At 62.2% G+C, this 20240-nt stretch carries 23 protein-coding genes; 2 read left to right on the top strand and 21 right to left on the bottom strand.

The window, feature by feature from the left end:
* Window positions 1–30: 30 nt before the first annotated feature.
* The 11 genes from lpdA to CHU95_RS18260 all read right to left on the bottom strand — a co-directional run bounded on the left by lpdA (window position 31) and on the right by CHU95_RS18260 (window position 10166).
* A complete protein-coding gene (gene lpdA, locus CHU95_RS18310; RefSeq protein WP_094457751.1) occupies window positions 31–1431 on the bottom strand; it encodes a dihydrolipoyl dehydrogenase in 1401 nt (466 codons plus the stop codon).
* A 150-nt stretch (window positions 1432–1581) separates the two neighbouring features.
* Window positions 1582–2055 (bottom strand): DUF29 domain-containing protein, encoded by a 474-nt coding sequence (locus tag CHU95_RS18305; protein ID WP_094457750.1) that lies wholly within the window; start codon window positions 2053–2055, stop codon window positions 1582–1584.
* A 74-nt stretch (window positions 2056–2129) separates the two neighbouring features.
* Window positions 2130–3458 carry a pyruvate dehydrogenase complex dihydrolipoamide acetyltransferase gene (locus CHU95_RS18300; RefSeq protein ID WP_094457749.1) on the bottom strand — a complete coding sequence of 443 codons (1329 nt, stop codon included), beginning with the start codon at window positions 3456–3458 and terminating at the stop codon, window positions 2130–2132.
* 19 nt (window positions 3459–3477) lie between these two features.
* On the bottom strand, window positions 3478–4836 hold the full coding sequence (locus tag CHU95_RS18295; protein WP_094457748.1) for a pyruvate dehydrogenase complex E1 component subunit beta: 1359 nt from the start codon (window positions 4834–4836) through the stop codon (window positions 3478–3480).
* Between the two features lie 26 nt (window positions 4837–4862).
* Window positions 4863–5879 carry a pyruvate dehydrogenase (acetyl-transferring) E1 component subunit alpha gene (pdhA, locus tag CHU95_RS18290; protein ID WP_094457747.1) on the bottom strand — a complete coding sequence of 339 codons (1017 nt, stop codon included), beginning with the start codon at window positions 5877–5879 and terminating at the stop codon, window positions 4863–4865.
* Window positions 5880–6047: 168 nt separating this feature from the next.
* A complete protein-coding gene (locus tag CHU95_RS18285) occupies window positions 6048–6413 on the bottom strand; it encodes an FtsB family cell division protein (RefSeq protein ID WP_342744754.1) in 366 nt (121 codons plus the stop codon).
* 126 nt (window positions 6414–6539) lie between these two features.
* The gene (locus CHU95_RS18280; protein WP_094457746.1) at window positions 6540–7064 is read right to left on the bottom strand and encodes a hypothetical protein; all 525 of its coding nucleotides are present in this window, start codon (window positions 7062–7064) and stop codon (window positions 6540–6542) included.
* A gap of 118 nt (window positions 7065–7182) precedes the next feature.
* Window positions 7183–7647 (bottom strand): hypothetical protein, encoded by a 465-nt coding sequence (locus CHU95_RS22555; protein WP_165772251.1) that lies wholly within the window; start codon window positions 7645–7647, stop codon window positions 7183–7185.
* Window positions 7648–7784: 137 nt separating this feature from the next.
* A complete protein-coding gene (locus CHU95_RS18270; RefSeq protein ID WP_094457744.1) occupies window positions 7785–8771 on the bottom strand; it encodes a YheT family hydrolase in 987 nt (328 codons plus the stop codon).
* Window positions 8764–9618 (bottom strand): alpha/beta fold hydrolase, encoded by an 855-nt coding sequence (locus CHU95_RS18265; RefSeq protein WP_094457743.1) that lies wholly within the window; start codon window positions 9616–9618, stop codon window positions 8764–8766. Before CHU95_RS18265 ends, CHU95_RS18270 begins: the two co-directional genes overlap by 8 nt.
* 59 nt (window positions 9619–9677) lie before the next feature.
* On the bottom strand, window positions 9678–10166 hold the full coding sequence (locus CHU95_RS18260) for a flavin reductase family protein (protein WP_094457742.1): 489 nt from the start codon (window positions 10164–10166) through the stop codon (window positions 9678–9680).
* 139 nt (window positions 10167–10305) lie between these two features.
* Here CHU95_RS18260 and CHU95_RS18255 point away from each other — a divergent pair, with 139 nt between their 5' ends.
* Window positions 10306–11469, top strand: a complete 1164-nt coding sequence (locus tag CHU95_RS18255; RefSeq protein WP_094457987.1) for a flagellar motor protein MotB — start codon at window positions 10306–10308, stop codon at window positions 11467–11469.
* Between the two features lie 39 nt (window positions 11470–11508).
* Here the strand turns inward: CHU95_RS18255 and era are convergent, their stop codons facing one another.
* From era to folK, 9 genes are all read right to left on the bottom strand, one after another.
* The gene (gene era, locus CHU95_RS18250; protein ID WP_094457741.1) at window positions 11509–12486 is read right to left on the bottom strand and encodes a GTPase Era; all 978 of its coding nucleotides are present in this window, start codon (window positions 12484–12486) and stop codon (window positions 11509–11511) included.
* A complete protein-coding gene (gene rnc, locus CHU95_RS18245) occupies window positions 12487–13164 on the bottom strand; it encodes a ribonuclease III (RefSeq protein ID WP_094457740.1) in 678 nt (225 codons plus the stop codon). It abuts the gene before it with no gap.
* Entirely contained in the window at window positions 13164–14015 is an 852-nt protein-coding gene (lepB, locus tag CHU95_RS18240; RefSeq protein ID WP_094457739.1) for a signal peptidase I, read from the bottom strand. The genes rnc and lepB overlap by 1 nt, the downstream gene beginning before the upstream one ends.
* Window positions 14016–14018: 3 nt before the next feature.
* A complete protein-coding gene (gene acpS, locus CHU95_RS18235; RefSeq protein ID WP_094457738.1) occupies window positions 14019–14429 on the bottom strand; it encodes a holo-ACP synthase in 411 nt (136 codons plus the stop codon).
* Window positions 14426–15175 (bottom strand): pyridoxine 5'-phosphate synthase, encoded by a 750-nt coding sequence (locus CHU95_RS18230; RefSeq protein WP_094457737.1) that lies wholly within the window; start codon window positions 15173–15175, stop codon window positions 14426–14428. The genes acpS and CHU95_RS18230 overlap by 4 nt, the downstream gene beginning before the upstream one ends.
* A gap of 11 nt (window positions 15176–15186) precedes the next feature.
* Entirely contained in the window at window positions 15187–15735 is a 549-nt protein-coding gene (locus CHU95_RS18225; RefSeq protein WP_094457736.1) for a DUF2062 domain-containing protein, read from the bottom strand.
* A 39-nt stretch (window positions 15736–15774) separates the two neighbouring features.
* The gene (locus tag CHU95_RS18220; protein WP_245838384.1) at window positions 15775–17988 is read right to left on the bottom strand and encodes a RelA/SpoT family protein; all 2214 of its coding nucleotides are present in this window, start codon (window positions 17986–17988) and stop codon (window positions 15775–15777) included.
* Window positions 17989–18053: 65 nt separating this feature from the next.
* Window positions 18054–18440 carry a DNA-directed RNA polymerase subunit omega gene (gene rpoZ, locus CHU95_RS18215; protein WP_094457735.1) on the bottom strand — a complete coding sequence of 129 codons (387 nt, stop codon included), beginning with the start codon at window positions 18438–18440 and terminating at the stop codon, window positions 18054–18056.
* A gap of 85 nt (window positions 18441–18525) precedes the next feature.
* The gene (gene folK, locus CHU95_RS18210; protein WP_094457734.1) at window positions 18526–19023 is read right to left on the bottom strand and encodes a 2-amino-4-hydroxy-6-hydroxymethyldihydropteridine diphosphokinase; all 498 of its coding nucleotides are present in this window, start codon (window positions 19021–19023) and stop codon (window positions 18526–18528) included.
* A 237-nt stretch (window positions 19024–19260) separates the two neighbouring features.
* On the opposite strand from folK, the gene CHU95_RS18205 reads away from it, so the two are divergent.
* Complete coding sequence (locus tag CHU95_RS18205; protein ID WP_165772250.1) at window positions 19261–19893, top strand: LabA-like NYN domain-containing protein; 633 nt, start codon at window positions 19261–19263, stop codon at window positions 19891–19893.
* 145 nt (window positions 19894–20038) lie between these two features.
* Here the strand turns inward: CHU95_RS18205 and CHU95_RS18200 are convergent, their stop codons facing one another.
* A complete protein-coding gene (locus CHU95_RS18200) occupies window positions 20039–20239 on the bottom strand; it encodes a YdcH family protein (protein WP_094457733.1) in 201 nt (66 codons plus the stop codon).
* Between the last annotated feature and the right edge of the window lies 1 nt (window position 20240).

Genomic DNA, 20240 nt, shown 5'->3' with positions numbered 1-20240 from the left:
CCCTTTTGTTAACAGGTCAGCCTGAGCCGATCAGTAATGGATGGCGCGGCCATAGGCGGCCAACACAGCCTCATGCATCATTTCCGACAGGGTCGGGTGCGGGAAAACCGTGTGCATGAACTCTGCCTCGGTCAGTTCGGCCGTCTTGCCGATCGTATAACCCTGGATCAGTTCGGTCACTTCCGCACCGATCATATGGGCACCCAGCAGTTCGCCGGTCTTGGCATCGAACACGGTCTTGACCAGACCTTCCGGCTCGCCAAGCGCGATGGCCTTGCCATTGCCGATGAACGGGAAGCGACCGACCTTCACCTCATGCCCCGCCGCCTTGGCCTTGGCTTCGGTCAGGCCGACCGAGGCCACCTGCGGGAAGGAATAGGTGCAGCCGGGGATGTTGGACTTATCCATGGTGTGGACATGCGGCAGGCCGGCAATCTTCTCCACGCAGATAATGCCTTCATGGCTGGCCTTATGCGCCAGCCAGGGGGCACCAGCGACGTCGCCAATGGCATAAACACCAGGCTCGTCCGTGCGGCCATAGCCGTCATTGACGATGTGGCCCCGGTCCAGCTTGACCTTGGTATTTTCCAGGCCCAGCCCTTCGGTATTGGCGACGATGCCGACGGCGGAGATGATGCGGTCAACCGTGACCGTCTCCACCTTGCCGCCCACATCGATATGGGCCGTCACGCTATCGGCATGGCGGTCCAGCTTGACCACCTTGGCACCGGTCTTGATCTTGATGCCCTGCTTGGTGAAGGCCTTGGCGGCAAAGGCGCTGATTTCCTCATCTTCCACCGGCAGGATGCGGTCCACGACCTCAACCAGGGTCACGTCCACGCCCATGGCCTTGTAGAAGCAGGCAAATTCCACGCCGATGGCACCGGTGCCGATAACCAGCATGCTCTTGGGCGTCGCCGTCGGCACCATGGCTTCCTTGTAGGTCCAGACCAGCTTGCCATCGGGCTCCAGCCCCGGCAGCACGCGGGCGCGGGCACCGGTGGCGATGATGATGTGCTTGGCGGCCGCGTCGGTGACCTTGCCATCCTTGGCGGTGACGGCGACCTTGCCGCCGCCCAGCAGCTTGGCCGAACCGTCCAGAACGGTGACCTTGTTCTTCTTCAGCAGGCCCTTGACGCCGGCGGAGAGCTGGTTGGCCACGCCGCGCGAGCGCTTGACGATGGCTTCCACGTCCAGCGTCACCTTGCCTTCAACCTTGATGCCATAGGCCTGGGCATGCTCGATGTAATGCGCGATCTCGGCGGAGCGCAGCAGCGCCTTGGTCGGGATGCAGCCCCAGTTCAGGCAGATGCCGCCCAGATGCTCCCGCTCCACCACGGCGGTCTTCATGCCCAACTGGGCGGCGCGGATGGCGGCGACATAACCGCCGGGGCCGGCACCGATGACGAGGAGGTCGAAATTCTCGGCCATGATTATCGCTTTCCTTGGCGTTATCAGGGGGCGGTGCCGACCGAGCAGAACGAAGCTTCGCCGGTCACCTGCACATATTCAGGTCACGGAACAATCCGGAAGGAAGATAAGTGCTGAGCGGCGTGACCAGCGCACAGGACGGCGGCACCGTCAGTGCTCATCACTGATGCCGAGCCGGTTGGCGGGAAACCAGTCACGGTCCAGCACCTGATCAAGCGTGTAAGGCGGTTCGTCAGACAGGGATTGGCCGATCTCCGGCGATGCTTCAGACAATTGCCGTCTGGCATCATCATAGAGGCTGGCCAAGTCGATGCGACCGCGAACCGTGGGGCTGCGGCGCAGGCGGCGATGGGCATTCGCCCGAAACGCGGCTGTCTCTGCCCGCCAGTGACGGCGCGGCTGAACCTCCGCTGACCACTCGAGCTTGAGGAGATGCAGGATCACCTGGGTCAGGTTACCCTCCACCACATCCAGCTCGTTATTGGCCAAATACTCGACCTCCTCGATCAGGTGCGGCAGGTCGAGGGGGAGATTGACACGCTCCTCCGCCAGCTTGCGCAGAGCGGACGCCTGTTCCAATGCCCAGGCATGGAAATCGCGTTCATAGAGGATTGTGTCCATCATCCCCTCTCCCTCTTGTCCGGGCGATCACGGGCGCTGCGATGATGAAACCATTCGCAGCGCCGCAACACCAGACCTTACAGCATCAAGGTGATCGGGTCTTCGATCAGGCCCTTCAGCAGCTTCAGGAACTCCGCACCCACCGCACCATCGACCGAACGATGGTCGACGGTGAGCGTCAGGGACATGACGGTGGCAATCGCCAGCGCATCGCCCTTGACCACGGGGCGCTTCTCACCCGCCCCGACCGACAGGATGCAGCTCTGCGGCGGGTTGATGATGGAGGTGAAGCTCTTGATGCCGAACATGCCCAGGTTGGACACGGAGAAGGTGCCACCCTGGAACTCTTCCGGCTTCAGTTTGCCGTCCTTGGCCTTCTTCGCCAGTTCCTTGACCTCGGCCGAAATGGTGGCCAGGCCCTTGCGGTCGGCATTCTTCACGATGGGGGTGATCAGCCCGCCATCGGTGGAGACGGCGACGGAGACGTCGACATTCTCATACTGAAGAATGCCATCCTCGTGCCAGGACACATTGGCCGCCGGGTACTTGGCGAGTGCCACGGCCACCGCCTTGACCACGAAGTCGTTGACGGAGATCTTTTCCCCCGACTTCGCGTTCAGTTCGGCGCGCAGCTTCAGCAGATTGTCGATCTCGCAATCAACAGCCAGGCCAAAGTGCGGGATGGTCTGCCAGGCTTCGGTCAGACGCTTGGCGATGGTCTTGCGCATGCCGCTGTTGGGCAGGACCTTGTACTTCATGCCCAGCTTGTCGGCGAGCGCCTTGGCATCCACGCCCTTGGGTGCGGCGGTGGCAGCAGCCGGGGCCGGAGCGGCGGCGGGAGCTGCTGCAACTGGAGCAGCAGCCGCAGCCGGGGCTGCGGCAACCTTCGGCGCACCGCCCTTCAGGGCGGCCTCCACATCGGCCTTCACCACACGACCATGCGGACCGGTGCCGGCGACGCCGGACAGGTCCAGGCCACTTTGCGCCGCCATGCGGCGGGCCAGCGGGCTGGCAAACACCCGGTCACCATGGGCCGCAGCAGCCGGTGCTGCAACCGGGGCCGAAGCCGCAGCAACCGCCGGAGCGGCGGCCGCAGCCGGGGCAGCGGCGGGAGCCGGAGCGGCGGCGGCCTTGGGCGCACCGGACAGGGCGGACGCATCCTCCCCGTCTTCCAGGATGATGGCGATACGGGTATTCACCGCCACGCCCTCGGTCCCTTCGGCGACCAGGATCTTGCCCAGCGTGCCCTCATCCACGGCCTCCACTTCCATGGTGGCCTTGTCGGTTTCGATCTCGGCCAGCACATCGCCGGACTTGACCTTATCGCCTTCCTTTTTCACCCACTTCGCCAGCTTGCCTTCCGTCATGGTCGGCGACAGCGCGGGCATCAGGATATCAACGGGCATCTTAAAGCCTCCCTCTGCCTTACTTGCGGTAGGTGACGGACTTGACGGCGGCCACGACATCGTCGGGCTGCGGCAGGGCCAGCTTTTCCAGGTTGGCCGCATAGGGCAGCGGCACATCCTTGGCGCAGACACGGACCACCGGCGCATCCAGATAGTCGAAGGCGTGTTCCATCATGACCGCGGCCATTTCGGAACCGATGCCCGCGAAGGGCCAGCTTTCCTCGACCGAGACCAGACGGTTGGTCTTCTTCACACTCTCGACAATCGTGTCGATATCCAGCGGACGGATGGAGCGCAGGTTGATGACCTCGGCACTGATCCCTTCGGCCGCCAGCTTTTCGGCCGCGGCCAGGGCGTGGCCGACGCAGATGGAGTAGGCAACGATGGTGACATCCGTGCCGGCCCGTTCGATCTTCGCCTTGCCGATGGGCAGGATGAAGTCGGGATCGGTCGGCACCTCGAAGCTGTGCCCGTACATGATCTCGTTCTCAAGGAACACGACCGGGTTGGGGTCACGGATGGCGGCCCGCATCAACCCCTTGGCGTCGGCGGCACTGTAGGGTGCCAGAACCTTCAGGCCCGGAACATGGGCATACCAGGAGGCGTAGCACTGGCTGTGCTGCGCGCCCACGCGGGCGGCGGCACCGTTGGGGCCACGGAACACGATGGGACAGCCCATCTGGCCACCCGACATATACAGCGTCTTGGCTGCCGAATTGATGATATGGTCGATGGCCTGCATTGAGAAGTTCATGGTCATGAACTCCACAATCGGGCGCAGACCGCCAAAGGCCGCACCGACGGCCAGACCGGCAAAACCATGTTCGGTGATGGGCGTGTCGATGACGCGCTTTTCACCAAACTCCTGCAGCAGGCCCTGGCTGATCTTGTAAGCGCCCTGGTATTCGGCGACTTCTTCACCCATCAGGAACACAGTCTCGTCCCGACGCATTTCGGCGGCCATGCCCTCACGCAAAGCCTCGCGCACCGTCATGGTCTGCGTGGACTTGTACCAGTGATCCTCATCCGAGGCTGCCGGGGCCGCCTTCGGCGCCGGGGCTGCTGCCACCGGCGCCGCAGCGACAGGGGCCGGGGCCGCCGCCACAGGGGCCGGGGCAGCGACCGGGGCCGCCGCCTCATCTTCGCCACGGATGCTGGCGATGGGGGTATTCACCGCCACATTCTCGGTGCCCTCGGGCACCAGAATCTCGGTCAGCGTGCCCTCATCGACGGCTTCCACTTCCATGGTGGCCTTGTCGGTCTCAATCTCGGCCAGCACCTCACCGCTCTTCACGGTGTCGCCAACCTTCTTCAGCCACTTGGCCAGCTTGCCTTCCGTCATGGTCGGCGACAGAGCCGGCATCAGAACCTGTACCATCTCTCAAATCCTCCGCTGCGGCCTGATCAGGCTTCGACCAGAACGTCCGTCCACAGTTCGGACGGATCGGGCTCGGGGCTGGTGGTGGCAAACTCGGCCGCATCGGTGACGATGTCCTTCACCTCGCGGTCGATCACCTTCAAGGCGTCCTCGTCGGTGATGCCCTGGTCCAGCAGCAGCTTCTTGAGGTTGTCGATGGGGTCGCTTTCCGACCGCATCTTGTTGACCTCTTCCTTCGTCCGGTACTTGGCCGGATCGGACATGGAATGGCCGCGATAGCGGTAGGTCTTCATTTCCAGGATGACAGGGCCGTTACCGGCGCGGATATGGGCGATGGCCTTGTCAGCCGCCGCCTTCACCTCCAGCACGTCCATGCCGTTCACCTGATAGCCTGGAATGCCATAAGCGCTGCCGCGCTCGAACAGCTCACCGGCAGAGGCGCGGGCCTGGGCGGTCCCCATGGCGTACTTGTTGTTCTCGATGACAAACAGGGTCGGCAGCTTCCAGAGTGCTGCCATGTTGAACGTCTCGTAAACCTGACCCTGGTTGATGGCGCCGTCGCCCATGTAGCAGGCGTTCAGGCCGCCATCGCCCAGATACTTGTGCGCAAAGCCCAGGCCGGCACCGATTGGCACCTGCGCAGCCACGATGCCATGGCCGCCATAGAAGCGCTTCTCGCGGCTGAACATGTGCATCGAGCCGCCCTTGCCCTTGGAATAACCACCGGCGCGGCCCGTCAGTTCGGCCATCACACCGCGGCTTTCCATGCCACAGGCCAGCATATGGCCGTGGTCGCGGTAGGAGGTGATGACACTGTCGCCTTCCCGCATCGCAGCCTGGATGCCGACGACAACGGCTTCCTGACCAATATACAGGTGGCAGAAACCACCGATCAGGCCCATGCCGTACAATTGCCCCGCCTTTTCTTCAAAACGGCGGATCAACAGCATGTCGCGGTAATAGCGGATAAGCTCGTCCTTGCTTGGCAAGGCCGGGGCCGCGGGGGCCGCTGTACGGGTGCTGCGGCGCTTGGTGACTGCCACGGGCTCCTCCCAGGGATGGGGGTTGCGGAATAGCGTGATCGCTGTGCGATGCGATAAGAGGTATCGCCACTATCCACGGAGCGCAAGGAGTGTGCAGTGCAAAAGATTGTTTTACTTGAGAAAATCAGCGTTAACCTATTTTAGGCTAATCGCCTTGTTTTCAGCAACTTACCGACCTTGGTCGGGATTGCCCTGCGTGGACTGCGGGGCAGAGCGTCGCGGAAGGAGGATTACCAAATCGTCAGGGTGCGATTGGTTGAGGACCGCACGTGCCCGCTCTTCCAGCAGATCAGGGTCCAGATTGTCTGGGCGCAGCAGGCTTGCACGCCGTTCCAGTTCTTCACGCTCTCCGCGCACCTGATCCAATGTGGACTGGGCGCGCGCCACCTCACTTTGCAGATGGGTCAGCGCGACGAGGCCACGATCGCCATGCACTGTATGATAGGCAAAATAGGCGACGACGGACACGCCGATCACCGGCCCGACAATCTGTCGGAGGGTACGACCAAGGGCGGAACGGAGGGTACGGATCATTGTCATGGCTGGATGGAATCACAGCCCGAGTCGCGCGGTCAATGGGAAAGGTGGAAACGCGGCAAAAAATCACGTTGAATCAGACGGGTACGTCCGAAAGGCTTAGAATTCGCGCGGCGGCAGCTCTCAGCCTGGTGGCCGCCAGGGCTGTACCTCGACCGCTTCTTCCTGGTCCAGACGGCCGGCGCAAGTCACCTTGGGCGGGCCCGCCGCAAAGGCGTCCGCCTCTGGCACGCGCAAGGTCACCTCAAGCAGCACCATGTTGACCAGCATATCGCCGAAGGGCTCGGGACGCCCATTGCCGCCGCCTCGGCCATCTGGAGCGAAGATGCGTTGCAGGTACCAGCCAGCCGCCGACAAGCCACCAGGTGCCCCGGCCAGCAGGTGTTCCCGTAACAATCCATAAAGGTCGCGGCACCGTGACAGGTTGCGTTCGCGGGCTGTCATGGGCACAGACAGATAAGCCAGTACACGGCGATCGAACGGCCGGTATGACGTCCCCACCTTGACCGGCCCGTCACGCCCATCCTTGATTTCCAGTGCCGCCACGGCCTGCCGCACCTCCCGGTCCAAACGCAGCATGCCCCAATCCATCAGCGTGACCGGCGTATTCGACAGAAAGGCCGTCAGGGCGGGATCAACGGGCTGCACAGGTCCTTGTGCCCGCGCACTTGTCCAAAGACAGAGGCACGTGGCCAACGCAACTGTCAAAAACCGCATTTTTCCCTCCGCTGCGCCCAAAGGGTACGCGGTAATTGTGACAATGGCGTTACGGCGGTGGCGGGGGCCAGCGCCCTTGCGCAACGGCGGCAAGCAAAGTCTCGGCATCTGGTGGGGGCCAGGGCAATCCGGCCGACCGCCAGCGGGCGATGACCTCGTCGCGGGCCGTACCTTCCGGCGCGCCCGTCAGCAGACGGGATTCGGCCGCCGGAAGCAGATCAACGGCGTCCCGTCCCTGGACATAGACCGCGCGGTGCAAGACGGTATCGCCACCCAGGCGCCTATCCGGATCAGCCCCCGCAGCCAGCAAAAGCCGTGCGGCCGCGACCTCCGATTGCTGGGAAAGACCAAACGGACGGGCCTGACCCATATGCAGGTCCCGCTCTTTTTCCGCATGCGCTGGCGAGCCCTGGGACGGGTCCTGCACCAGAAGCGCATCCGCAGGCCGGTCGCGAAAGCACCGGTCAAGGCTCTGATCCAGCTCAACCATCTGGCGATGAGTGATAGTGAACAATGACGCAGCCCCCTGCCCTCCCCGACAAGCGACCGGCGAATCGGTTGAATTTCTTAATATTAAGACCGGTTCACATCACTAGTATCAATAAAATATGCGCACAACGATACATGAATACACGTATAATTTGTACAATACTATCCATTCAGAATAGCATTCAAGAATAGCTCAAGACATTGATCCGACCAGACGCCATTGGTTCCATGAAACCCGACATGACCGCCGGAACGGCTGATGGCCGGATACAAACAGGGATGGCGGGACCAGGGAAACTCCCTATAGGCGGGTGACGGTATCCAGGGATCATCCAGGGCATGAACAATAAGGGTGGGGACGCGGATCTCTGGCATAAAAGTCAGGGCGGAATTCACCGCATAATATTCCGGTGCACCGGACCAGCCATTCCAGGGCGCGACCACCTTGTCATCAAAGTCCCACAGGTCACGGGCGGACAGGGCGGCATCGGCCCAGTGCGTGCCGACCCGATCCCGGTTCGCCTGCATATCGGCCTTCATCTGGCCCAGCAGGCGGTTATGGTACAGCCGGTTGGGGGGCGCGCCGAACAGCCGGCTGCTGGCTGCCAGATCAATCGGGGCTGAAATGGCGGCACCAGCCAGAACCGGCACCGGGAAACTCCCTTCTCCCAGGAATTTCAGGGCGCAGTTCCCCCCCAACGACCAGCCGATCAGAACAATGCCCAACCGCGTCAGTTCAGGCGAAAGCTGCCGCAGCACCGAATGCACATCGCCGGTGCGCCCAGCGTGATAGCGGCGACCACAGGTGTCGGCCGACGGCCCCGCCCCGCGCAAGTTGAGGCGAAGAACCGGGTGCCCTCGCCGCAACAGCATTGCCGCCGTTGCCCGCACATAAAAACTGTCCTCACTGCCAGTCAACCCATGCAGCAGCACGACCAGGGGCTGATTGGCCTGCGTCGGTGGCTGGTTCAAACAGCCCAACAACACGTCGCCGCTGCCATCATCCATCGCAAAGCGCATCCTCAGCCCGGCCGGCATTGGGTGGGCCGGCTTGACCAGGGTGTTGCGCACGGTCTGCAAATGCCGTCCCCACCAGGGGAACCGAGGCCGGAACAGGGGCAGCGAAAACGGCCGGGTGCCGTCAGCCATGGGCCAGGAAATCCCGCACCGCCGCCACCTGATCTGCGGCCATCAGGGCCGGGGCATGGCCGGCATCGGGGACGGTGTAAAGGCTGGCCCGCGGCCCTTCCTGTGTCATGCGTGTGGCCGTATCGGCCAGCAGCAGGTCAGATTGTGCGCCCCGGACGACCAGTACCGGCTGCCGGATCAGGGGCCAGAGTGGCCACAGATCGACATCGCTCACGGCACTGACCTGGAAAATGCGGGCGATACCGGGATCATAAGCAAGGCGGTAACCGCCATCCGGCTGCGCATCGCTGCTGGTTTCTGCCATATGCCGCCATTGCGCATCGGTCAGGGCACCGAAACCGGCATACTGTTCGCGCAGATAGGCCTCCACAGCCGCCAGATCGGCAAAGAACGGGTCCAGTCCGACATAATCGCCGATCCGCTCCAGCGCCTGTTTCGGGATGAAAGGCCCCACATCATTGATGACCAGCCGACGGATCGGGCTGCCCGGCTGCGCCGCCAGCATCATGCCGATCAGCCCCCCCATGGAGGTCCCAACCCAATCCACCTGTTCGACATCCAACCGGGCCAGCAGTACGGCCATGTCAGACAGATATTGCGGGTAGCCATAAAGATCGGGATTGGCCAGCCGCCCGGACCGACCCCGCCCCACCACATCAGGACAGACGACCCGGACCTTCAGACGGTCAGCCAGTTCAGCAGCCAGCACATCGAAGTCACGGCCATTGCGGGTCAAGCCGTGGGCACAGATGACGGTGCGCGCCCCGTGGCCCCATTCACGATAGGCCAGACGATGAAACCCCGTCGCCGACAGGCCCTGGCAGGATTTATCGACAAAACTGGACATCAGGTCTCACACTCCGGCAGACGGCGATAATGTCAAAATACTGAAACATGAATCAGGTTTCAACCCTGACCATTCGCCAAGGCGGCGTAGCCACCCCGATAATAGAGTAACGGCGCACCGGTCCGGTTGGCATAGCCCAGCACACGGCCGACCAGGATGGTATGATCACCGCCGGGATGGGTGGCATGATGAGCACAATCCAGCATCGCCAGCGCCCCTTCGATCAGCGGCGCGCCCCCCTTCCCCGTGACTGCGGCCAGACCGTCCCAGCGTGTGCCGGCGGGATCGCGGGCAAAACGGTTCGAGAGTGACTGCTGCTCCGCCGAGAGAATCGACAGGGCGAATCCAGGTGCCTCCAGAAAAGCGGACAGACTTTCCGACCGGTTATCCAGGCAGAACAGCACCAGAGGCGGGTCAAGCGACACGGAGGTGAATGAATTCACCGTCAGGCCCACAGGCCGACCATCCTTGTCGCTGGTCGATGCAATACAGACCCCAGTGGCGAAGCAGCCCAGGGTGTCGCGGAAGGCGCGCTGGTCGAAACTCATACCGGGCAAACTCCTGTGCTCTTGTCTTTTAGGGGTTACCCCGAGGTAGGGCATGCGCGCAAGGCCGCAAGGGCCGTGACCGACGGCAGCGCGCTTGCTACACTGTTATCCGGATTGTTCAGTGGACCGGGATGGCATCGTGGCAGGCGGCGAAGAAAAAGCCCCCATCATCATCAAAAAAATCAACAAGGGTGGCGAGGGCCATCATGGTGGCGCCTGGAAGGTCGCCTATGCCGACTTTGTGACCGCGATGATGGCGTTTTTTCTGCTGCTCTGGCTGCTGAACGTGACGACAGCCGAACAGAAGATGGGCATCGCCGATTATTTCAGTCCGGCCAGCGCGTCGAGACAAACCAGCGGTTCGGGCGGGGTTCTGGGCGGGCAGACCATCCGCGTCGAAGGGGCAATGGTTAACTCGTCCAGCCCGCCCGGCGTTACTGTTCCGACACCGACAATGCCTGCCGCCGCCAATTCGGATGAACAGACCGACGACATGCAGGACAGTTCCAGCGGTCGCCCGACGGAACAGGAAACCACTGGCAAGGGGGCCGGTGCCAAGGAAGGTGGCTGGACCCGCGGCGATGTGGTGAACGGTCTGGCGGTGCTGGAACGGGCCGGGGAAAAGGATGCCGCCGACAAGAACAAGGATGGCAACGTCGATGAAGGGGAGTTGAAAGAAGCCCTGGCCAAGCATGAGGAGGCACAGTTCGCCAAGGCCGAGGCTGAGTTGCGTCAGGCCATCCAGCAGATCCCCGAACTCCGCAACTTGGCCCAGAACCTGATCATTGACAAAACGCCAGAGGGATTGCGTATCCAGTTGGTCGATCAGGAAGGCTATTCGATGTTCCCGTCAGGCAGTGCCAAGATGCAGCCGCAGACGGCTCAGCTTCTGTCACAGGTGGCGCAGGCGGTATCAAACCTACCCAACCGCCTGTCGATCAGCGGTCACACGGACAGCATTCCCTTTGGTTCGGGGGCTTCCTACACCAACTGGGAACTGTCATCTGACCGGGCCAACGCCACGCGCCGCGCACTGGAGGCGATGGGCGTGCAGGATGGGCGGATTGAGACCGTTGTCGGCCGGGCTGACCGCGATCACCTGTTCAAGGATGACCCGAACTCCCCGCGCAACCGCCGCATCTCCATCGTGCTGCTGCGCGATAGTATCCTTCGCGCTGGGTCGGCGGGGGGTGGTGACGGGGCCACCCCGGCCCCGGCGGGTGCTGGCAGTTCCGGCCCGCCGGCCGCCGCCCCGCGTGCCAGCGTGCAGCCAGCACCGGCGGTCATGGGGACGTCGCGGTAACGCAGACCTCCCCTGCCCTCATATCCGGCCCCTCGCCGGTTAGGCGTTGTAATCCAGGCCCCAGGGTTCGTATTGATCCCGTTCTTCGGCCCAGTTTTCCCGCAGCTTGACGAACAGCATCAGGTGAACGGGACGGCCCAGGAATTCGGCCATCTCCACCCTGGCGGCAGTGCTGATCTGCTTGATGCGGGCCCCACCCTTACCCAGAATGATGGCCTTCTGCGTATCGCGCTGGACATAGATGACCTGACCAATGCGGACGGAGCCGTTCTCGAACTCCTCCCACGTCTCCGTCTCCACCGACGTCGCGTAGGGCACTTCCTGATGCAGTTGCAAGAACAGCTTCTCGCGCGTGATTTCGGCGGCCAGCAACCGTTCCGGCATGTCGGACAATTGATCGGGCGGATAAAGCCAGGGGCCTTCCGGGACGGATGCAGCGAAGAATTTCAGCAGCCCTTCCAGACCGTCGCCAGTCAGGGCCGAGACCATGAAGGTTTCGGTGAACACACCGAATTCGGCGAATTCAGCCGCCAGCGCCAGCAGACGTTCCCGCTTGATCAGGTCGATCTTGTTCAGGACCAGCACGGCCGTTCGGCCCGCTTCCTTCAGCTTTTCGACGATGCCGCGTGTATCGTCATCAATACGTTTCTGTGCCGCATCAAACAATACGGCGACCTGGTCGGCGTCGGTCGCCCCCTGCCAGGCGGCGGCGACCATGGCGCGTTCCAGCCGCTTCTTCGGGGTGAAGATGCCGGGCGTGTCGACATAAAGGATCTGGCTGTCACCCGCCATGCCAATACCCAGCACGCGCGAGCGTGTGGTCTGAACCTTGGGACTGACGATTGAAATTTTCGATCCGACAAGCGCGTTCAGCAGGGTGGACTTACCCGCATTGGGGGCCCCCACCAGCGCAACGAAGCCGCAGCGCGGATGGGTAGGGGCTGGCCGTGCCGGGGCATCGCCGCTGGCATCCTGGCCCGAAAGAAAACGGGAAACGATATCGTCGCTGTCGGTCATTTACGTCCTGATCCGGGAAAGCAGAGCTTCGGCGGCGGACTTTTCCGCCGCGCGCTTGGAAGGGCCGGTTGCCACCGCCGGTTCAAACCCCTCCACAGTCACACTGACCTGGAAGATGGGGGCATGGTCCGGGCCGGTGCGGCCGATATCGGTATAAAGCGGCAGTTTGCGTCCGCGCGCCAGCGCCCATTCCTGAAGGCCGGTCTTCGGGTCCTGCGGGGGTGCGGCCTTCGCCCCTTCCAATGCGGCATCCCAGTAACGGCGGACAAAGCCCGCCGCCGCCGGCAAACCACCATCGAGATACAACGCGCCGATAACGGCCTCGCAGGCATCGGCCAGGATGGCTGGCTTCACATCGCCCGCCTGTTCACCCGGCGCCAGCCGCAGATAGAGACCCAAGCCGATACGCTCGGCCACCACCACCAACGCTTCGGCCCGAACCAGGGCCGTCAGACGGCGGGCCAGCGCCCCCTCCTGTTCCTTGGGGAACCGTTCCAGCAGCCATTCAGCCACGATCAGACCAAGGACGCGGTCGCCCAGGAATTCCAGCCGTTCATAACCCTTGCCCACCTTGGCCCGATTGACCCCGCCCACCGACGGGTGGGTCAAGGCCTCGTTCAGATGGGCAACATCCTTGAAACGATGGCCTAGGATATCCTGCAAGCGATCCAGTTCCATCAGTCAACCCTTTCCCAGAACCGTTCGGTACGGATGGCCGAACCCCAGCGCCAGAAGCGCCACAGACTCTCCTCCTCCTTCACCGACAGGAAAATTGTGGTGGCGCGTCCCACCAGATTTTCGACTGGCACGAAACCCACCACGTCTGGCACGCGGCTGTCCTGCGAATTGTCGCGGCTGTCACCCATACCAAAGACATAGCCGGGCGGCACTGTGAACACGGGCGTATCGTCCAGCAGACCCTGATCCCCCGAGATCTCAATCACCGGGTGCTGATGCCCGCCCGGCAGGGTTTCAATATATTGTGGGGCGGTGAAGGCGCCACCGAAGGCTTCATGCAGGACAAAATCCGGAACCCGGATACGGGCCGCCATCTCCCCATTCACATAAAGTGCGCCGCCGATCATCTGCAGCCGGTCGCAGGGCAGGCCTACGATGCGCTTGATGTAATCGACGCTGGTATCCTTGGGCAGCTTGAAGACGGCCACATCGCCACGTTCGGGCAGGCGTCCAAACAGGCGACCGGGGGTTGCCTTGCAATCCGTGGTCACGGGCGGCGCCTTGCCCCCGAACCGCAACAAGGATGGCAGGGAGTAACGGCTGTACCCATAGGATGCCTTGTTCACAAAAAGATAATCCCCCACCAGCAGGGTGGGTACCATTGACCCGCTGGGGATGTTGAACGCTTCGATGGACAAGGTACGAATGCCCACGACAACGGCGATGGTGACCAGGATGATTCGCAGCGTCTCGCCCCAGCCACCGCCCACAGGGTGCGGCTGCGTCTCGACAAGCGGTGGCAACGGGTCTTGCCGGAAGGTCGGGGGTGTGCGGCGGCGCTGCGGTTCCATGGATCACCCCGCCGCTTGGGCGGAAATGACGACAAAGGCCTGCGCATAGGGCAGTTCATCCGTCATCGATAGATCAATCCGTGCCTGCATGCCGGCGGGCACCAGGGCGTTCAACCGGTCCAGCGCGCCGCCCGTGAGATGCAGAGTCGGGCGGGCCTTACCGTCGGAGCGCACCTCAATATCCCTGAAATGCACGCCTTCGGCATAGCCGGTACCCAGCGCCTTGGTCGTCGCTTCCTTGGCGGCAAAACGCTTGGCATAGGTGGCGGCACGCACAGTGGCGCTGCCCGCCGCATCGGCACGGGCGCGCTCGGCATCGGTAAAGACACGGGCAGCAAAACGGTCGCCGAAACGATCCAGGCTGGCCTGGATGCGGCGGATATCGACCAGATCGCTGCCGATGCCCAGAATCATACCGCCCCCGACCGGCGGCCCGCATCCATGCGGGCGCGCATTTCGGCGATGGTGGCGGGCAGGCCAATGAACATCGCCTCCCCCATCATGAAATGCCCGATATTCAGTTCCACCACCGACTGGATGGCGGCAATGGGGCCGACATTGTCAAAGGTCAGGCCGTGACCGGCATGACATTCCAGCCCGATGGCGGCGGCATGTTCTGCGGCAGCAACCAGTTTGGCCAGTTCTGCGTCACGCTTCGGCCCCTTTGGTGCGTCTGCGTAGGCACCGGTGTGTAACTCCACCACCGGGGCACCAAGGGCACGCGCCATATCCAGTTGCGCCGGGTCCGGACCAATGAAGATGGAAACACGGATACCCGCATCGGTCAGCCGCCCGACATAGGGTCCCAACTCGTTGCTCTTTGAGATGACATCCAGGCCGCCCTCCGTCGTCCGTTCCGCCCGCTTCTCCGGGACCAGACAGACGGCATGGGGCCGGTGGCGCAGGGCGATGGCCAGCATCTCCGCCGTTGCTGCCATTTCCAGGTTCAGCGGCTTGTGCAGTTCGGCCATCAGCCGGTCGATATCCTCGTCCCGGATATGGCGGCGATCTTCACGCAGATGGGCGGTTATGCCATCGGCGCCCGCATGCACGGCCAGTAGGGCCGCGCGCACCGGGCAGGGATTATCCCCGCCGCGCGCATTCCGCACGGTGGCGACATGGTCGATATTCACGCCCAAACGCAGCGGCTTGGTATCCATCCTGTCCACCTTCACTTCTCTTTGCCCGCAAGCGTGCGGCCGACCTGCCGCCGTTCACGCCGCTTTTCCTGATAGAACCGGATCACAGGCTTGGCAATCACGTATACGATGGCGGCCGCCGCCGCACCCATCAAGGCACCGCCTGTCAACATGGGCAGGAACACCTGCCACGGGTGATCAATCAGGAACGCCAATGTCAGGCCGGCGCGGTCATCATGGCCCGGTGCCAGGCCAAGCACGGCACAGCCCAGGCGGTAGCTGGCATACCAGATGGCCGGAAAGGTCCAGGGATTGGCCACGACCGTGCCCGCCATCGCCCCCATGATGGACGCCCGCGTTCCCCAGGCCAGCAGGAAGGCAATCGGAATATGCAGGCCCAGAAGCGGCGTCATGGCCATGGCCACGCCCAGCGCGATCCCCAAGGCAATCGCATGAGGTGACCCCTGAATGCGCGCGATCCGGTAGGCAACATACCGCCCCGACCGCACCAGCCCCATGGAGGGCCAGAGCAGCCGCCGCAAACGCCCCGCCGGGGTCAACGGTTCACGCCGCCTGAACATGATCTCTACCGGTTCCTTCCCGATCCCCGATCAGGATCGTCAGCGGCCACGTTCGACCGAATGGATCACCGGGGTGGCGCGCAGCGCCGCCATGATGTTGGTCAGATGCTTGACATCCTTGACGTCGACATCAATCAGCATCTCGAAATAGTCATTAGTACGGTTGGTGATCTTCAGGTTGGTGATGTTACCGCCATTCTTGCCGATGACTGTGGACAGGGTGCCCAGCGCGCCCGTCTCATTCGCCACCACCACCGACAGGCGCCCGACCAGATCGTTGGGCGCATCGGCATCCGGGTCCCAGGAAACGTCGATCCAGCGTTCCGGACTGTCGTGAAAACTCTCCAGCGTCTCGCAATCGATCGTGTGGATCGTGACACCCTTGCCGGTGGTGACAATACCGACAATACGGTCACCCACAATCGGGTGGCAGCAGCGGGCATAATGCACGGCCATGCCGGGGATCAGGCCCCGGATGGCCAGCGGCGTGGTGCCCCTGCCCTTGGTAACCGGCTTGGGCTTGGTGGCGATGGCCGCCACCTTCTCATCCGCCACCACCGGGTTGACGTTTCGATGCCCCGGAAAGATGGAGTTGAAGACGTCGCGCGCGCCTTCCGTTCCGGCGCCGATGGCCGCCAACAGGTCGTCCACACCCGGCTGCTGATAGATCTTCAGAACGCCGTCGAAGGCCTTTTCTGAATATTCATAGCCTTCCTGCTTGAACAGTCGCTCCATCAGGCCGCGGCCGAGCTTGATATGCTCGCCCCGCTGCTGGGTACGGATGAAGCGACGGATGCGCGCGCGGGCTTTGCCGGTGATGACGAAGTTTTCCCAGTCCGGCGAGGGCGAGGAATTCTTCGAGGTCAGCACCTCCACCTGGTCGCCATTCTGCAAATGGCTGCGCAGCGGTTGCATGCGGCCATTGATCTTGGCGCCCACGCAGGTGTCGCCCACCTGGCTGTGGACGGCATAGGCGAAATCGACCGGTGTGGCCCCGCGCGGCAGGGCGATCAGGTCGCCCTTGGGCGTAAAACAGAAGACCTGATCCTGGAACAGTTCCAGCTTGGTATGTTCCAAGAATTCCTCAGGCCGCGTCGCATGCTCCAGGATGTCGAGCAGTTCGCGCAACCAGCGATATTGCCGCCCTTCGGTCTTTGGCTGCGCCGCCTCGGGCGCGCCCTGCTTATAGGACCAGTGGGCCGCGACACCCATATCGGCGACTTCATGCATGTCACGGGTGCGGATCTGCACCTCGATACGCTGCTTTTCCGGGCCGATGACCGTGGTGTGGATCGACTGATAGCCGTTGGGCTTGGGCGTGGAGATGTAATCCTTGAACCGCCCCGGCACAACCGGATAGCGGGCATGGATGATGCCCAGCGCCTGGTAACACTCGCCCAATGTGTCGACCACGATGCGGAAGGCCATCACGTCGGACAGTTGTTCGAACGCCACATTCTTGGCGTGCATCTTGCGCCAGATCGAATAGGGCGATTTCAGACGCCCGTAGATCTCAGCATTGGCGACGGCCGATTCGTTGTTGAACCGGACGGTCTTGTCCAATTCCTCGATGATGCGATCAACGCGAGCCTTGCCCGTGGATTGCAGATCATCAAGCCGGATACGGATACTGTCATAGGCGTCCGGGTTCAATTCTTTGAACGCCAGGTCCTCTAATTCATCCTTCCAGCGCTGGATACCGATACGTTCGGCCAGCGGGACATAGATTTCCAGCGTCTCGCGCGCGATACGGCGGCGCTTCTCAGGCTTCAAAAACTGGATGGTGCCCATATTGTGCAGGCGGTCAGCCAGCTTGACCAGAAGGACACGGATATCCTCCGACATGGCCAGCACCAACTTGCGGAAATTTTCCGCCTGCTTGGTGCTTTCGCTCTGCTCACCGATATTCTGCAGCTCGATGCGCGACAGCTTGGTCACGCCATCGACCAGACGCGCCACCTCAGGCCCGAACAGACGCTGGATTTCCTCCAGCGTCGTCAGGGTGTCTTCAACCGTGTCGTGCAGCAGTGCCGTGATGATGCTGTTGGCATCGAGCTTCAGCTCGGTCAGCAGCCAGGCCACCCAGATCGGGTGAACATAGTAAGGGTCGCCGCTGGCCCGCGTCTGCGAGCCATGCGCCTTCATCGTGAAAACATAGGCCCGGTTAAGCGCGTCCTCATCGGCATTGGGGTCGTACCCCATCACACGCTCAACCAGCTCGTACTGGCGGATGATTTTGGTCTGGCGGCTCATATCAGGCCGCCTTTCCGGATATTATCGCGCCAACACGGGCCTTCCATCTGCACGATCCCGCCGGCTCAGATATCCTCGTCGGCCAGGTCGGCACCGCCGACTTCGCCCTCGGAGAAGTCCATCTCGCCACCCAGCTCATCCTCGGCCTCGGCGCGGGCCGCATCGGCGCCCCAGGCGGTCTCGCCGGCCATCAGTTCGACGATCTCTTCTTCCGGCTCGTCCTGCTCCGGCACCCGCTGATGACCCTTGATCAGGCTGTTTTTCAGGTGATCGAGCGCCACCGTCTCATCCGCGATCTCACGCAGGGCGACGACGGGGTTCTTGTCATTGTCCCGGTCGATCGACAGGGGAGAACCGGACGCGATGTCACGGGCGCGCTGGGCAGCCATCATCACCAGTTCGAAACGGTTCGGAATCTTCAGGACGCAATCTTCAACGGTAACGCGGGCCATATCCAGATACTCTCCAGCGACGGATAAGCTTTGATTTATAGGGGCCAGACACGGGCATTGCAAGGATACCCGCCCTTCGCCGAATTCATTCCAGCCCCGACAACGGACGGATGGCCTGATCAGGCGGCAGGCTGGCAATCAGATCATCAATGCCCACGCCCGTCACCGGGTGACGCCACTGCGGGCAAACATCCCGCAGAGGTAGCAACACAAAAGCCCGCTCCGCCAGACGCGGGTGCGGCAAAATCGGCATCCCCGCCGAAACCACACCCTTGTAATCAATCAGATCAAGATCAAGCACCCGGGCCTCGTTTCGCTCTCGGCGCACCCGCCCAAACTCCTGCTCCACTTGATGCAGGCTGGCCAGCAAAGCTGCGGCTTGCAGGCCGGTATCGACAGCGGCCACGGCATTGACGAACCAGGGTTGGTCAGACAGGGGTACCGGCGCTGTTTGGTAAAGCCGGGACGTGCCCACAACCCGGATTCCCATGGAGTCGAGCCGGGCAAGCGCCTTATTGCAGATTTGCGCAGGCGTACCAAAGCCAGGAACAGGAAGATTGGAACCAACGGCAATCAAAATCACGGATATTTTCCTGGAAATCACCGCAGCGCACGCCCATGTAGACCGTGTGATCTTCACGGCACTTGCTGCCAACCATGTGATGGCATACCGTGCCGGAAATCATCCGTCATCTGCCGCTTGATCCTGGCACCAATGCCCGGCGCAGGCTCTGCAGGACCCGTCCATTCCGTCCCGGCGGTCTGGGCGACCCACATACTCCGGGAAGTGCGAATATTACAACGTCATTAGAGGAAAGAAATGGCACGCAAAATATTCTACCAGCAAGAAAGGCTGGCAATGTTCATCGACGGCGCAAATCTATACGCGGCCGCCCGTTCCCTTGGCTTTGACATCGACTATAAGCGCCTATTAGAGCTTTTTGCCGCAGAGGGTCGGCTGATCCGCGCGTTTTATTATACAGCACTTGTCGAGGACCAGGAGTATTCGCCGATTCGTCCGCTGGTCGACTGGTTGGACTATAACGGCTACACGATGGTCACCAAGCCGACGAAAGAATTCACCGATGCGTCCGGTCGACGCAAAATCAAAGGCAATATGGATATCGAACTCGCCATCGACGTGATGGAGATGGCGGAGAATGTCGATCACATCCTGCTCTTCTCCGGCGATGGCGACTTCCGTCGTCTGGTGGAGGCGGTGCAGCGCAAGGGCGTGCGCGTAACGGTGATCAGCACGGTTCGTTCAACCCCGCCGATGGTCGCCGATGAGCTTCGCCGTCAGGCCGATAACTTCCTGGAACTTCAGGATCTGGCAGGCAGCATCCAGCGCAGCCATTCCAGCCGCTATCAGCAGCCGCCCCTGGCCCATGAACATGCCGGTACCGATGATCATCAGGTCCAGCCGGAACATCACACGGAACCTGCCGAGTGATGTTGCCGGTCATCGGGCATGACCGGCATCCTGCCCCTGCGCCTGTGAAAAACACGGCCCTTTGAACCAAAGTTAAGGCCGCATCGGCTATCCGATGCGGCCTTAATTGTTTCAGCCTCTCTTCCACGGGCCGCCATGCGGCGCATCAGGCAATGATGTCGGGCACCAACTGGCTTTCCAGCCGGGCGATCATGTCTTTCAACAGTAATTTCCGCTTTTTCAGACGTTGAATCTGAAGCTGGTCGACAGGAAACTGCTCCGTCAGCCGCTGGATGACGTCGTCCATATCGCGATGCTCCGTTTTCAGAGCCGCAAGTTTCTCTCTCAACACGAGCTGGTCGGTCATT

Source organism: Niveispirillum lacus, assembly GCF_002251795.1.
Classification (GTDB): Bacteria; Pseudomonadota; Alphaproteobacteria; order Azospirillales; family Azospirillaceae; genus Niveispirillum; species Niveispirillum lacus.
Note: the sequence above shows the minus strand (reverse complement) of the source record. Positions and strands in the feature narration are given on the sequence as shown.

Excerpts from the sequence above, each read along its gene's own strand:
- lpdA (WP_094457751.1), bottom strand. The coding sequence starts at position 1,431 with ATGGCCGAGAATTTCGACCTCCTCGTCATCGGTGCCGGCCCCGGCGGT.
- CHU95_RS18305 (WP_094457750.1), bottom strand. The coding sequence starts at position 2,055 with ATGATGGACACAATCCTCTATGAACGCGATTTCCATGCCTGGGCATTG.
- CHU95_RS18300 (WP_094457749.1), bottom strand. The coding sequence starts at position 3,458 with ATGCCCGTTGATATCCTGATGCCCGCGCTGTCGCCGACCATGACGGAA.
- CHU95_RS18295 (WP_094457748.1), bottom strand. The coding sequence starts at position 4,836 with ATGGTACAGGTTCTGATGCCGGCTCTGTCGCCGACCATGACGGAAGGC.
- CHU95_RS18285 (WP_342744754.1), bottom strand. The coding sequence starts at position 6,413 with ATGATCCGTACCCTCCGTTCCGCCCTTGGTCGTACCCTCCGACAGATT.
- CHU95_RS18270 (WP_094457744.1), bottom strand. The coding sequence starts at position 8,771 with ATGGCTGACGGCACCCGGCCGTTTTCGCTGCCCCTGTTCCGGCCTCGG.
- CHU95_RS18265 (WP_094457743.1), bottom strand. The coding sequence starts at position 9,618 with ATGTCCAGTTTTGTCGATAAATCCTGCCAGGGCCTGTCGGCGACGGGG.
- CHU95_RS18260 (WP_094457742.1), bottom strand. The coding sequence starts at position 10,166 with ATGAGTTTCGACCAGCGCGCCTTCCGCGACACCCTGGGCTGCTTCGCC.
- era (WP_094457741.1), bottom strand. The coding sequence starts at position 12,486 with ATGACCGACAGCGACGATATCGTTTCCCGTTTTCTTTCGGGCCAGGAT.
- rnc (WP_094457740.1), bottom strand. The coding sequence starts at position 13,164 with ATGGAACTGGATCGCTTGCAGGATATCCTAGGCCATCGTTTCAAGGAT.
- lepB (WP_094457739.1), bottom strand. The coding sequence starts at position 14,015 with ATGGAACCGCAGCGCCGCCGCACACCCCCGACCTTCCGGCAAGACCCG.
- acpS (WP_094457738.1), bottom strand. The coding sequence starts at position 14,429 with ATGATTCTGGGCATCGGCAGCGATCTGGTCGATATCCGCCGCATCCAG.
- CHU95_RS18230 (WP_094457737.1), bottom strand. The coding sequence starts at position 15,175 with ATGGATACCAAGCCGCTGCGTTTGGGCGTGAATATCGACCATGTCGCC.
- CHU95_RS18225 (WP_094457736.1), bottom strand. The coding sequence starts at position 15,735 with ATGTTCAGGCGGCGTGAACCGTTGACCCCGGCGGGGCGTTTGCGGCGG.
- CHU95_RS18220 (WP_245838384.1), bottom strand. The coding sequence starts at position 17,988 with ATGAGCCGCCAGACCAAAATCATCCGCCAGTACGAGCTGGTTGAGCGT.
- rpoZ (WP_094457735.1), bottom strand. The coding sequence starts at position 18,440 with ATGGCCCGCGTTACCGTTGAAGATTGCGTCCTGAAGATTCCGAACCGT.
- CHU95_RS18205 (WP_165772250.1), top strand. The coding sequence starts at position 19,261 with ATGGCACGCAAAATATTCTACCAGCAAGAAAGGCTGGCAATGTTCATC.
- CHU95_RS18200 (WP_094457733.1), bottom strand. The coding sequence starts at position 20,239 with ATGACCGACCAGCTCGTGTTGAGAGAGAAACTTGCGGCTCTGAAAACG.